Source organism: Faecalimonas nexilis (assembly GCF_059731825.1).
In genome coordinates, this window is the sequence record NZ_AP029189.1 from 3,429,347 (window position 1) to 3,443,142 (window position 13,796).

Sequence of the window (13,796 nt, forward strand, 5' to 3'; positions counted from 1 at the left end):
CTCTTATCTATAAACCAATTCTTTATTATTAAAACTACTTGCAAGGAGATACATGATAACGAAACTATATAAATAATGTTGGTATACGAATAATCCATTAATTAGTGCAATAATCAATAAAAATAAGCTCAACAATATTGCATCCAATTTCTTCATATTTCTCCAAGATTCTCTAAATACGCAAAAGTATGAGTAAAAATAAACCCACACTCCAATAATTCCATTACATAATAAAACATTGACAAAATCATTATGTGCCCAAATTTGTAGTCCATATCTAGTTTTATTAATATAATAAACGTAATCAAAACCATTACCCACAAGCTTATTTAAAAAGTTTCCTTCTAAATAAGCATGTAAATCAATAACCCAAAAAGCAGTTCTACCATTAGTAAAAGCTTCTATAGGATTTAATGATGAATATTCATTTGTAGCACTTGTTGTCATCTTTTCTAAGAAACCGGAATTGAGAATAAAATATGATGCTACAATAACAAAAATCGGTAAAATAAGTAATTTTGCCGAAAATTTTTCAATACAATACCTATAAAAAAAGTACCAAATAACAGCTAATGATACAATATATGTTCTAGCACCAGATTGAAGAATTGCTACTGAACACGGAATTAGCCATACCATTTTAATAAAAACATTTTTATAATCCTTAATAAAAACTAATGTTAATGCTAATGATATACAACACGCACACGATAATGAATGTTCTGAATATGCAAATCCTCTGAAAAATGTACCTCCCCATGCTGTAGAGTATCCACTAGGTGTTAATAAACTATAAATAACAACAATATTATTAAGCGTAACTACAACTTTAATTAATTTTTTGCAATAAAAAAGTTCTTGAATAAGTTTATCTCGTACATATGGATTAGCTATTTTCATCAATAAAAGAATTACTATCATCCAATATATAGCATCATTGATGCTTTGTCCTCTATCAATTGAACTCATTAATAAATTTATTAATACTAATCCGCCTGACAAAAATAATACCATAATTTCTTTCTTTTTAGCCTGTTTTATATATAAAAGAAGAACAATCAATATTATAACAAAGCCAAGTATTCGATTTATTGGAAAAAAACTAGGCCATAAAGAATATGTGAATGTGGTAAATGAAAATAAAATAAAACACTGAATTAACACTCGATATAGTTTAATTTGTATCATATAACAAATCCCCCTGTATGAGTTAATTCTTTTTTCATTTTTTTCATCTTTTTATCATCTATACCACCTGATATAGTATATTCAAATTCATATATAGGGCTACTATTCATTGAAGCTTCTAATTTGTTTTTGTATTCCTCTATTGTTAAAATTTTTTTCGCTGGATTTCCAGCAACAACAACGCCTGAAGGTACATCTTTCGTAACTACAGAATTAGCACCTACGACTGAATTATCACCTATTTTCACATTTGGCAAAACTATAGACCTCGCACCAATAAAAACATTATTTCCTATAGTTATTCTACCAACTCTTGAATATCCTACTTGTTTCTTTGACGCTCCATCATGGGCAACTAGATATACCCATGACGCCAAAGTAACATTATTTCCTCTTTCAATTAACCACGGAAAATTAGCATCAATGTTGCATCCTTTTTCCATTTGAAAATCTTTTCCAACAATTAATCCTCTATTAATTAAACGTTTCAAATATATTTTTTTAATCAATTCTCTTATTTTACCAAACATCATTCATTCTCCAACACTTTAGCATACATTTGTTTTAGGTGAAAAATATGTGTAGATAATCCAAAGTTTTCTGTAATTAATTTATAGGCTTGATCCCCCATACTTTTACATAACATACTATCATTTAATAATACTTTTAGCTTATCTGATAATGCATCTATATCGCCAGGATTAATTAAAAAACCATTAACTCCATCTACAACAACTTCTGGAATAGAAGCAATATTAGTTGTAATACTCGGAATTCCATATGCCATAGTCTCTAATATAGACATTGGTAACCCTTCATTGTAAGAAGGAAGTACATTAATCGCTATGGTCTTATATATTTCTTGTTTTTCATTTGAGTCAATCCAGCCAACATGTGCAATCCATTTAGAAATGTTTAATTTATCAATTTCTTTATTTATTCCTTCAATGTCTCCATCTCCGCAAAGATAAAATTTCACATCATTTGGTAAATCTTCTTCTATATTTTTAATAGCATGTAAAAGATCATATGTTCCTTTTCTTTTTCCTAACCTGCCTAAAAACAAAACATTTTTAGCTTCTTTATTTCGTGGATTATTTTTATATGTTGGAACAGCATTATAAAGCACCTCAACTTTTGCATTAGGTGCCTTATTTGTTATCATAGAAACAAGCCTTTTACTCAATACAATATTCAGATCTGCCATCTCTAAAGTTTCTTTTACATATTTCTTTTTAGAATCTGACAACTGTGCATAAAATTCTTCAAATTCAGCTGCATGATGATGCATAATAGTTTTTACACCTAATTTTTTTAATGTTCTAACTAATATTGCTTTTCTAAAAAAGCTTCCTCTTTCTGCTGTATGCAAGTGTGCAATTCTGATATTTTTTGTTAATACAGTACATAAAATCTTTATATATGCAATCGCAAAATATGCAGCAACAATAATTTTATTTTTTTCTGTATGTGTTGGTATATATACTATTTCATAGTTGTCCCAGTCAGGGTAGTTCAAGTAGTTTTTAACTACAGATACCATGCCACCTTTAACTGATAATTCTGAACAACACATGAGTACTTTTTCTTTATTCTCGTGTTTCATTTTACCTGCTCCCGTACTTTTATTTAATCTACATTCATACACTAACTAAATAAAGTTCTATTCCTTATATTTAAAAATCAATGACAATATTTTTACATCATCAACAAAATATCTTTTAAACATTCTCTTTGGTTCCTGTAAAAAGCGATAAAACCATTCTAATCCATGATCACTCATCCATTTAGGCGCCCTATTAACATTTCCAGCCAAAAAATCAACTGTTGCTCCTGCACAAATCGAAACCTTTGCATCGTATTTTTGATAATTTTCATAAATCCATTTTTCCTGTTTCGGACAACCAAAACATGCAATTAATAAATCTGGCTTCTTTTCAGAAATCATATTATTAATTTTTCCTAATTCTTTTTCATCTTTCTCAAATCCAAACGGTGGTGCATAAGTTCCTACAATATTTATTTCCGGATATTGTTGTTTCAATTTTAATTTTGCTTTTTCCGCAATACCATCTTTACCTCCAATAATAAATAAAGAATATCCCTTACTAGCAGCTTCTGCACATAATAATGGGACTAAATCAGATCCAGATATTTTAGCCTTTACAGGTTTTTTATGAAGCTTTGAAATCCAAACTAATGGTTTTCCATCAACTAATACCATATCGGCACTATCTGTAATCTTTTTAAGATATGGATCATTCTCAATTTTCATAACAACATCCACATTTATAGCAACCACATACTTTTTTTCGCCACTTTCAATCATATTGTCAATTGCTGAAAGAGTTTCATTCATATCTACATTATTCACATATGTATTTAGTAATTTTTGTTTTTCCATTTTTTCTTCCTTATTCCTAACCAAAGAATTTATCTTCAAGCATCAAACACCAACAATGATAAATTGGTAGATGTAGCTCTTGAATCATATATGTTTCTGTCTCTGGGGCTTTAACTGCAACATCTGCTACCTTTGCAAGTTCTCCACCATTTGCTCCAGTAAGACCAATCACCTTAATTCCCAATGCTCTGGCAACTACCGTAGCCGGTATTACATTTTTACTATTCCCAGATGTAGAAATTCCTAAAAAGACATCTCCTTTTCTTCCAAATCCAAATAACTGCTGCGCAAATACTCCTAATCCATCTACATCATTTATGTAAGCAGTAGTTAACGCTTCGTGTGCTACCAATGGAATTGCCATCAAGGAACACTCCAGATTATTTGCGAGTTGTGTTCCTCTTTCTGGATCAATCGCAATAAGTTTATCTGCAAATTCCTTTTTAACTGGACGAGGAGTTTTAAATCTTTTCATCAATTCACCAGCTATATGCTCTGAGTCCGCCGCCGAACCACCATTTCCTGCAATCAACAGTTTCCCACCGTTTTCGTAACATTCTTCCATGACTAAATACGCATCAATGATAGACTGTTCAATGCTTTTTAATACAGGATATCTTTTTACTAATAAATCAATATGTTTCTGTAATCTTTCTTCTAGTTTTCTCATTACTCTAAAACTCCTTTTTACCAATTACAACATTTTATCTACAAACTCTTTTAATGATGAAACAGTGTAATCCTGTTTATAATCCTGACTACCAATTAATACTGTTTTACATCCAGCATTTTTTCCTGCCAGAACATCATTTTCACCGTCACCTATCATCCAAGATTTCTCTAAATCTATGTTAAAATCTTCTGCTGCTTTTATAAGCATACCTGGCTTCGGTTTTCTACATTCACATTCTATCTTTAATTCGGGTCTTTCTCCTTTATATCCTTTGTGTGGATGATGTGGGCAATAATATAATCCATCTATATATGCACCAGCTTTGCCTAATAAGGTTTCCATTTTATTATGAATTTCTTCCAGTTCCTCAAAGCTTACTTCTCCACGAGCAATCACTGGTTGATTTGTCACTACAATCGTCAAATATCCTGATTCATTAATTTTTTTTATTGCTTCCGCTACACCATCAAGTAGTTCAAACGCATCTATATTTCTCAAAAATCCAACATACTTGTTGATTGTTCCATCTCTATCCAGGAAGATAGCTTTCTGTTTATTCTTTAAGTTTTTCCCTTGAACATTTCCGGCTTTAAAATCCACGCACACCGCATAGTATCTGTCTGGTGTTCCCATATCTTTTACATATTCCGGGCTGTCATAGCAAAACATTTTGCCTGTTCCGGATAAAGGTTTTAAAAGCTGTCTATCTAAATCAATTTTAGGAGTATCAATATTTTGTTTCAAAATTTCCGGTGACATCACATGAAGGCCAGCGTTTACTCTGTTTTTATAATACAATGGTCTTTCATCTTCTTTTGCCAGCCACTTCTGTACAATACCATTTTCATTTGCTATAATCAGTCCACTATCATACGGATGACTATTAGGATGAGTAAATAAAGTAACCAATCCACCATGGGATTTATGGAATTCAACAAAACGATTAAAGTCCACATTAAACATAGCATCTGCATTTAAAAGTAGAAAATCTTCTGTCAGCTTATCTTTAATCTTGAATAAAGCTCCTGCATTTCCTAATGGCTCTTTTTCAAAATAGTATTCAATATTCACTCCAAAACTTTTACCTGTTACTGGTGAAATACCACTTCCATCACCAAAATAATCCATTATTATATTACCCAAATGACTCACAGTGAGAATAATATCTTTAAATCCTTGATCTCTTAAACATTCAATTTCATGTTCTAAAACAGGTTTGCCTTCTATTTTGATCATAGGTTTTGGAATATCACTGGCAACTGAAGAGATTCTTGTTCCCTTTCCACCAGCCATAATTACAACTTTCATGTTATATTTCTCCTTACACTAATGGTTCATATGATTCTGGAGTGTAATGAATAACTCTTGTCCCTCCATCTTCAAAAGAAAATGGAATATACATTAATTCCTTCATTGCTTCTCTAACTTCTGCTTGTTTTTCTGGTTGCACATAAAATACTAAGAAACCGCCTCCGCCTGCACCAAGTAATTTTCCTCCTAATGCACCAGCTTTGATTCCTTTTTCATACAGAATATCTATATTACTTGTAGAAACTGCATTTCCTGTTTGTCTTTTTAATTTCCATGTATGATCTAACATTCGTCCAAATTCATCTAAATCGACTGTTTTATCTGTTAATACCTTTTCCGCATCATCTACTAAAGAAAGCATTTCTTTAAGCTGTGCTGTCTTGTCTACTTTTCCTGCTGCATTTGCTTTCTGAACATCTGATGAAAAACGTGTAAAACCAGTAAAAAACATCATCAAATTCTGATTAAGTTGTTTTTTTCTTTCTGGCGAAATAATTAACGGAAGCACATCATAGCCTTCATCTGTAAAGTTAATACGATTAAAACCTCCAAATGATGCTGCTATCTGGTCTTGCCAACCACCAGCTTCCTGACAAAGCTCTCTTTCCAAATAAATTGCTTCATCTGCCAGTTTTTTCTTATCAGCATATTTTCCTTTTAAAGCATAAAAAGCATTTAACATACCTACTGCAAAAGAACTACTTGTTCCCAAGCCAGAACGAGCAGGTAAATCAGCCTCATATGTTAAACGAATTTCATGCATATCCAAAAACTTCATTGCATTTTTGATTGCCGGATGCTGAATATCTTCTATTTTAGTTACTCTTTCTGTTTTTGAATAAGAAAGTTCCGTTGAATAATCAAAAAAGCGTGGTAAATGGCGTACATTTACATAACAATATTTGTCAAATGTTGTTGATAACACGGAACCTCCATTTTCCCGAAAAAATGATGGCATATCGGTTCCTCCACCAAAAAAGGACATTCTAAAAGGTGTTTTTGTAATAATCATTTTAATTCTCCTTTTTATTATATTTATAACTTATCTAATTTATTTTTCTATACAGCTTGTTTTAACAAGCTGTATAGTTTTATCCTCAACTACATAGAACCATCTTTTCTAAATACAACCAATATTGTCTTCAGTAATATTTTTATATCTAGCCCAATGTTCCAATTTGTGATATACTCTTTATCAAGACGAACGACTTCTTCAAAATCGGTAATATCACTTCGTCCGCTTACCTGCCACATGCCAGTGATTCCAGGCTTAATTGCCAATCTTGCACGATGGTGAAGCTCATACAAATTTGTTTCAGAAATAAGGGGTGGGCGAGTACCTATAATCGACATATCGCCACGTAATACGTTAAAGAATTGCGGAAATTCATCTAAACTTGTTCGTCTGATAAAATCACCGATTCCAGTCTTATGTGTTCCATCTGGAAGAATCTTATTTCCAATAACTCGTGGGTCAAAATCCAATTTGAACATCTTTTCATCACCCAGTTTGTTATCTTTCATCAGTTCAGCCTTACGTTCTTCTGCATCCATATACATGCTTCGGAACTTATACATTTTGAATCTCTTTCCATTCTTTCCTACACGTTCCTGTGCAAAGAAAATCGGTCCCGGTGATGCTATGTAAATTGCTGGAGCAACAAATATAAATAAGATTCCGGTAATCAAACATCCTACCAGCCCTCCGGCAATATCCATCAGTCGTTTCAACATCAGATCTCTTGTAGATGCATAGTTAATACTGGTAGTCAGTACTGTATAATCTCCAACTTTTTCTACAAACTGTTTTTTCCCCGGCACGCTTTGTACCTTTGCAAGATTTAGGTGTACTGTTACTCCGGTTTCCGTAAACTGCTCGATCAGTTCTTTTGGATATGGAACTACACCGGATGTCACAATCAGAACTTCATCAATCCATTCTTTGCAGACATATTCAGCAGCATTTTCCATATTTGCTACTACTTTCACACCATCAATATACTTTCCTGTCATTTCCTTATCTATCACAGCAATTCCAGCAATCTTATACCGGGCATAATTATGCTCTTTCATGCTCTCTACTACTGCACTCACTACATCTGCTGAAACAACAAGAAGTAATGAACGATTTTCACCATCTTCCATTTTCTTTCTAAGTAAATGTTTCCACAGCTCTCTTACCAGATAAGTAAGTAGAATATGGATAACGATATTCAGTATCAATGCCAGTCTGGAATATTGCTGTCCTTCCTGAAGCATAAACAAATAAAGCAATAAACATGCTCCAAGAATTACTCCATGCTGTGCTGTTACAACAAAATCTTTATAGTACCCTCTTTTCAAAACGTTTTTCAATGTTCCCATTGCAAACAGCACTACCAAATCTGCTACTTCCATAAAGACAGCCATATTTCTGTAAAGAATTAGCTGGTATGGATTAGCTCCATATCCGCTTAACACATACGCCAGAACGAACGCCACCTGCAAGCAGATCAAGTCCAAGATGATAAAATCCACATGTTTTATCCATCCTGTAGAATCTTTTCTATACATACTTTCTTTCCCCTTTACTCATTTTTCAGATCCCATTACGTTCGTTTTCAACTAACTGCTACAATCCTCTGACTTACCAACGAACAAAGACTTTTTATAAGAAAATACACAGTCTTTCACAGAACTTTGTATATTACATTCAATACTACTAAGAAACAATCTATGCCCAGCACATAACCCAATTATCAGGGCAGGCAAAGCACAATAATCATTTCTTCCCACGGACCTCTTTGATAGAACTCTTTTGTAGAACTCTTGATCAGATAAATCACACTATAAAAGAACAATAACAGCAACAACGGTATTCTTCCATCCATTGGAAACTCCGTCTGCCAAATATCACGATATCGAATATAATTTGCTGTAAAAAAACTAAGCAAAATAGCTGCTAAATCAAAAAACAGCAACACAGTTCTGGAAAAATGTTCCTTTTCAGATTCCAAACTTGTTTTTGATGATTTTTTAGATGTTTTTTTGCATCATCATGAATATTTCCCTCTCCTCTCGCATACCTTAATATTATAACTAACAAACAAAACACTCTCAAAAAAGGAGAATATCTTATGACTTCTTTCAAAATGCAATTAAAAATCTGTATTGCCTCTATTATCAGCTCACTTTTTATAGTTGGCAACTTATTTTTATTCAATCACATCTTGATTACGCACCACGTCATTTCTCGCTAATTGTAATTTTAATAAAAATTTAATATGATGTCAAATCAAACCTTTCCACCCTCTGTTTTGCCACAAAAAAAGCACAATTTCCGATACAAATGCGGAAGATTGTGCTTTTATTTCTAGTCAATGATGTCAGTTCTGCAGATGCACGTTCTCATATGTATGACTTCATATTTATGCAAAAATCAGTCCCACCATATACAAAGAACCTTTCTGTCCTAAGACAAAAAGATTCTATCAAATACTTATCCCCTACGGTACCGACTGTATTCGACAATTTTCTCCTTTAGGATACCATACCGAGAAACTATTGTCAATGATTACCATCATCTCTCAGCTCTAAAGTGTCCTCTTCCGAACTCCCTTTCAGTTTCCCGGCAATCACATGTAACACCAGCGCCAGCAAAATCATACTCCCCGCTGCGATTTTTCCCGGAACAGTAACAACCGCCGCCAGTATTCCGCCAAGCATCGGCACACTCAAAGTGACTTTCCCAAGGAAGTTCTCATAGCTTACCGGCTCCATATCCTCTTTTGCATTCGCATCCCCTTTGGTGACAAACTCACCGGATACACTGTTGTTGGACACAACACGGTGCGTGATGATTGAACCATTCTCTAAAGAGCCGTAAAATGCAATCACATCACCTTTTTCGATTCCGGACGGAGCCGTATTTTTTACATATACAAGGCTGCCTGTCGGAATTTCCGGCTCCATACTTCCACTGATCACTGTGTAGATCTGATACCCCGCAATCCGCGGAACTGTCAGCGGAATACATACGACAATGACAAGCGCCAGAAGAATTGTTCCCACGACACTGCACACCGTCGCTGCAATTGGTTTTTTCATCTGGTCTCTCCCTTTAGAATGTCTTATTTCTTTTTAAATCGTTTCACATATACAAATCCGGCTGCCGCCAATGCAGTTGCTGCTGCCACTGCGATTGTTGCATAGATTGGAATACAGTTTGTTGTGCTTCCCGGACGATCCAGATCTTTGTTGTCCAAAGGCACATCTTCATCGTCCAAATCTACTACATTTTGTGGAACATCCTCGTCCGGAACTTCTGTTGTGCCCTGCGTGTCTCCGTTTGCTGTATTTCCACCGGTTGTTGTTCCCGCATTTTGTCCGGCATTGCCGCCTGCGGTTCCTGTCGTTCCGTCCGGTCTTGTGATCACTTCCGTCTCAGTTGTCACCGTATCCTCCGGAACCGGCTCATATACGAATGTAAATACATTTTCTGCTTCATTCTTGCTCAAGGTCTTTGTCAGGTTGTAAGCCTGTGGCTGATAACCTTCAATATAGTGGTAGGCAACCATCGGTCTGTCGCCGACGTTTCCGTATAAAACCTCCTCTTATGAAATTGTTCAGGAGATTTCCTTCCTCGAAAACTCCTGCTTGTAAAATTTGTGAATTGAAAGCATGAATTTTCTGAAAGGACGGATTTTTCTAAAATCCGCTATATGAAATGTACTAGATTCCGGTTAGAACCGGTTAGAATAAATAGAAAATATAATGCTTTTTTTCATCATATCATTGAACTCTCTGGCTTGCAAGAACTTTTAAAGTGCTCCTTGCAAAGCATCTTTTATTACACAGGATGCAGATTCCTTGCATAGAATATAAAACACCACGCAACTGAGGTGACCCCCAAAAGTTAGACTTTTGGGGGTCGGTTCAAACCGCGTGGTGTCTCACATTTTATTCTGCATATCCTTCCGGATTATTTGACTGCCATCTCCAAGAATCCTCGCACATCTCATCAAGTCCTCTTTCTGCTACCCAGCCAAGTTCTTCTTTCGCTTTTGTTGGGTCTGCATAACATGATGCAATATCGCCAGGTCTTCTCGCCTTGATCTGATATGGAATCTCTTTTCCGCATGCTTTTCCGAATGCTTTTACCATATCAAGTACAGAGTATCCGTTTCCTGTTCCAAGATTGTAAACTTTCACTCCTGCTTTTTCTTCAATCTTCTTCAAAGCTTTTACGTGTCCAAGCGCAAGGTCTACTACGTGGATGTAATCACGTACCCCTGTTCCATCCGGTGTATCATAATCATCACCGAACACTCCAAGGCATTCCAATTTGCCAACCGCTACCTGTGTGATGTATGGCATTAAGTTGTTGGGGATTCCTTTTGGATTCTCTCCGATTGTTCCGCTCTTATGTGCTCCAACTGGATTGAAGTAACGAAGTAATACTACGTTCCATTCTGAATCTGCTGTATGAAGATCTGTTAAAATCTGTTCCAGCATTGATTTTGACCATCCGTATGGATTTGTGCACTGTCCTTTTGGGCATTCTTCTGTGATCGGTACAAATGCAGGATCTCCATAAACTGTTGCAGAAGAGCTGAAGATAATGTTCTTCACGCCTGCATTTCTCATCGCATCACAAAGCACCAAAGTTCCTGCAATATTGTTATCATAATATTCTAATGGTTTCGCTACAGATTCACCTACTGATTTCAATCCTGCAAAATGAATTACTGCATCAATCTCTTCTTTCTCAAAGATATTTTTCATCGCTTCTGCATCACGAATATCTGCTTCATAGAACTTAATTGTCTTTCCGACAATCTTTTCCACACGGTCTAACGCTTCTTTACAAGAATTACATAAATTGTCTACTACAACCACATCATATCCTGCACTGATCAGTTCAATACATGTATGGCTTCCGATATATCCTGCTCCACCTGTTACTAAAATCGTCATAATTGTATCCTCCTTCTAATCATCTTGTTAACAAGGACGAGAGTTTTTCTCCCGCCCTTTATTATAATACTTCACTCTAATATATACAACTATTTTGTTTCAAAACATTTTTTCTGTTATGAATTGTATTTTTTAATGATTTCCTGCATTGTATCCCATTTTGCTTCCATGTCTTCTACCAGTTTAAACTGTGTACGACATCTGTCAAGGTTATGGTTCTCTCTGTGGATCTTAAAGTATGTATCTCCCTGAAGGTGGTCAGTAAGGAATCTCATACCACATTCAAATGTCATTACTTTTGCTCCCATCGGCATCATTTCAATTTCTTTCTGTGTCAATTTGCCGCCGCATCCTTCAATGAAACCTTTTGCATACACATCAAACAATTCCATATCACAAGATACTTTTGAAAGATCCTGCTCGTCTTCTGCTGCTGTGCTTGCACCAAAACGGATAGAATCACCAAAGTCATTCATTGCAAGTCCCGGCATAACAGTGTCTAAGTCGATCACACAGATACCTTTTCCTGTCTTGTCATCAATCATGATGTTATTCAATTTTGTGTCATTGTGAGTAACACGAAGTGGAAGTTCTCCATTTGCAAGCATATCTCCGAATACATTTGCAACGTCTTCATGTGCAAGTACAAAATCGATTTCTTTCTGTACAGATGCTACACGTCCGCACACATCTTCTTCTACCGCTTTCTTGAATGTAGCAAATCTTGCTTTTGTATCATGGAAACCTACAATCGTCTCGTGAAGTGTCTCTGCCGGATAGTCTGCGAGCAGTCTTTGGAAATTACCAAATGAAACTGCGCTCTGATAGAAATCTTCCGGTGTCTCTACCTGATCATAGCTTGTTGCCCCTTCGATGAATTTATATGCTCTCCAGTAATCTCCCTGTGAATCCACAAAATATGGTCTGTTTGCTACAGTGCGAATTACGTTCAAAGTCTCTCTTTCCGGGTCTCCACCGTTCTCGATAATCTTTTTGCGCAGATAAGAAGTCACTCCTAAAACATTCTCCATAAGTTCTACCGGTTTTGTAAAAATGGATTTGTTCATGCACTGTAAGATCACGCGCAGTCTTCCCATCTCCCCGATATCAAATGTCAAAAGGAATGTATCATTGATGTGTCCGTTTCCATATGGTCTTTGTTCAATCAATGTCCCTTCAAATCTAAAATTTGCAATTGCTTCATCTATTTGTCTATCTGAAATTCTTCCCATTATTTTTCTCCCCACAGGTTCTCTGGATACAAACCTGATTCTTTCATATTTTTAATCGCATTCACTACAACCGGTTTATCTTCTTTATATGTCACTCCGTACCATTTGTCTGCTGATGTCAGAACTGCCACTGTTGCACGGTCTTCTGCAAGCAGATTACTTACAACTGTCGGAAGGAAGTATTCACATTTCAAAGGATTTGTCTTAAGTCCTTCATCTAAAAATGCTGTAAATCCGTTCTTAATCTCCTGAAGGATGCTTGCTGTGAATCCCCACATATTCATAGAAACAATGCTTCCTTTTGGAAGTTCTGTCCATGTCTCTCCTTCATCTTCTGTGTACGCCGCTCCGTCTCCTTTTTTCTCGATGCGTGTTCTTTCCACAACGCTCACAAGTTCTCCGGCTTCATTCATCGTGCAGACACCACGTGCCACATGACCGTTCTCAGTCAATGTATTTTCTAATTGATAACCTACCATTGTGTAACGGAATTTATCATCGTCTTCGTGTGTTGACAGATAGTCATAAATTTTCTGGAATGCATCTCTTCCATAGTAATCATCTGCATTGATTACTGCGAAAGGTCCGTCAATCTCATCGATACAGCTGAATACTGCATGTGCTGTTCCCCATGGTTTCACACGTCCTTCAGGCACTTCATATCCTTCCGGCAAGTTATGTAAATCCTGGAATACATAAGACACTTCCATTACTTCTTCCATACGTTTTCCGACAGCCTCTTTAAAATCAGCCTCATTTTCTTTTTTAATGATAAATACTACTTTTTCAAATCCCGCTTTTTTTGCATCATAGATTGAGAAATCCATAATGATATGACCTTGCTCGTCCACCGGATCAATCTGTTTTAATCCGCCATATCTGCTTCCCATTCCTGCTGCCATAATTACTAATACTGGTTTTTTCATGATTAAGACCTCCAAACCCCAATTTCTTTTCTATCTTTTATTCTAGTACAAATGTCTTTAAAAATCTTTATCTGATTAATCTCTATGTTTGTATTATTTACACTTTT

Annotated in this window: 14 protein-coding genes; all 14 read right to left on the reverse strand. The window is 35.5% G+C overall.

Annotated elements, in window-relative coordinates; translation table 11 throughout:
- Positions 1–3: 3 nt before the first annotated feature.
- Positions 4–1,188 carry an O-antigen ligase family protein gene (locus AC6I5B_RS16975; protein ID WP_497773479.1) on the reverse strand — a complete coding sequence of 395 codons (1,185 nt, stop codon included), beginning with the start codon at positions 1,186–1,188 and terminating at the stop codon, positions 4–6.
- Entirely contained in the window at positions 1,185–1,721 is a 537-nt protein-coding gene (locus AC6I5B_RS16980; protein WP_497773480.1) for an acyltransferase, read from the reverse strand. Before AC6I5B_RS16980 ends, AC6I5B_RS16975 begins: the two co-directional genes overlap by 4 nt.
- Positions 1,718–2,794, reverse strand: coding sequence for a glycosyltransferase family 4 protein (locus AC6I5B_RS16985; protein WP_497773481.1), 1,077 nt, complete (start codon positions 2,792–2,794; stop codon positions 1,718–1,720). Before AC6I5B_RS16985 ends, AC6I5B_RS16980 begins: the two co-directional genes overlap by 4 nt.
- Positions 2,795–2,851: 57 nt before the next feature.
- Complete coding sequence (locus AC6I5B_RS16990; RefSeq protein WP_497773482.1) at positions 2,852–3,592, reverse strand: WecB/TagA/CpsF family glycosyltransferase; 741 nt, start codon at positions 3,590–3,592, stop codon at positions 2,852–2,854.
- Positions 3,593–3,608: 16 nt separating this feature from the next.
- Entirely contained in the window at positions 3,609–4,262 is a 654-nt protein-coding gene (locus AC6I5B_RS16995) for a D-sedoheptulose-7-phosphate isomerase (RefSeq protein ID WP_497773483.1), read from the reverse strand.
- A 24-nt stretch (positions 4,263–4,286) separates the two neighbouring features.
- Positions 4,287–5,573, reverse strand: coding sequence for a D-glycero-beta-D-manno-heptose 1,7-bisphosphate 7-phosphatase (gene gmhB, locus AC6I5B_RS17000; RefSeq protein WP_497773484.1), 1,287 nt, complete (start codon positions 5,571–5,573; stop codon positions 4,287–4,289).
- Between the two features lie 13 nt (positions 5,574–5,586).
- The gene (locus AC6I5B_RS17005) at positions 5,587–6,588 is read right to left on the reverse strand and encodes a GHMP family kinase ATP-binding protein (RefSeq protein ID WP_117788107.1); all 1,002 of its coding nucleotides are present in this window, start codon (positions 6,586–6,588) and stop codon (positions 5,587–5,589) included.
- An 89-nt stretch (positions 6,589–6,677) separates the two neighbouring features.
- Positions 6,678–8,129 (reverse strand): sugar transferase, encoded by a 1,452-nt coding sequence (locus AC6I5B_RS17010; protein ID WP_497773485.1) that lies wholly within the window; start codon positions 8,127–8,129, stop codon positions 6,678–6,680.
- 185 nt (positions 8,130–8,314) lie between these two features.
- Entirely contained in the window at positions 8,315–8,446 is a 132-nt protein-coding gene (locus AC6I5B_RS17015) for a hypothetical protein (protein ID WP_497773486.1), read from the reverse strand.
- 676 nt (positions 8,447–9,122) lie between these two features.
- The gene (locus AC6I5B_RS17020) at positions 9,123–9,662 is read right to left on the reverse strand and encodes a signal peptidase I (RefSeq protein WP_497773487.1); all 540 of its coding nucleotides are present in this window, start codon (positions 9,660–9,662) and stop codon (positions 9,123–9,125) included.
- 23 nt (positions 9,663–9,685) lie between these two features.
- Positions 9,686–10,132, reverse strand: coding sequence for a hypothetical protein (locus tag AC6I5B_RS17025; protein ID WP_497773488.1), 447 nt, complete (start codon positions 10,130–10,132; stop codon positions 9,686–9,688).
- 382 nt (positions 10,133–10,514) lie between these two features.
- Positions 10,515–11,531 (reverse strand): UDP-glucose 4-epimerase GalE, encoded by a 1,017-nt coding sequence (galE, locus tag AC6I5B_RS17030; RefSeq protein ID WP_270608945.1) that lies wholly within the window; start codon positions 11,529–11,531, stop codon positions 10,515–10,517.
- Between the two features lie 116 nt (positions 11,532–11,647).
- Positions 11,648–12,763 (reverse strand): phosphotransferase enzyme family protein, encoded by a 1,116-nt coding sequence (locus tag AC6I5B_RS17035; RefSeq protein WP_270608944.1) that lies wholly within the window; start codon positions 12,761–12,763, stop codon positions 11,648–11,650.
- On the reverse strand, positions 12,763–13,689 hold the full coding sequence (locus AC6I5B_RS17040; RefSeq protein ID WP_004612964.1) for a nucleotidyltransferase family protein: 927 nt from the start codon (positions 13,687–13,689) through the stop codon (positions 12,763–12,765). Before AC6I5B_RS17040 ends, AC6I5B_RS17035 begins: the two co-directional genes overlap by 1 nt.
- Positions 13,690–13,796: the final 107 nt, after the last annotated feature.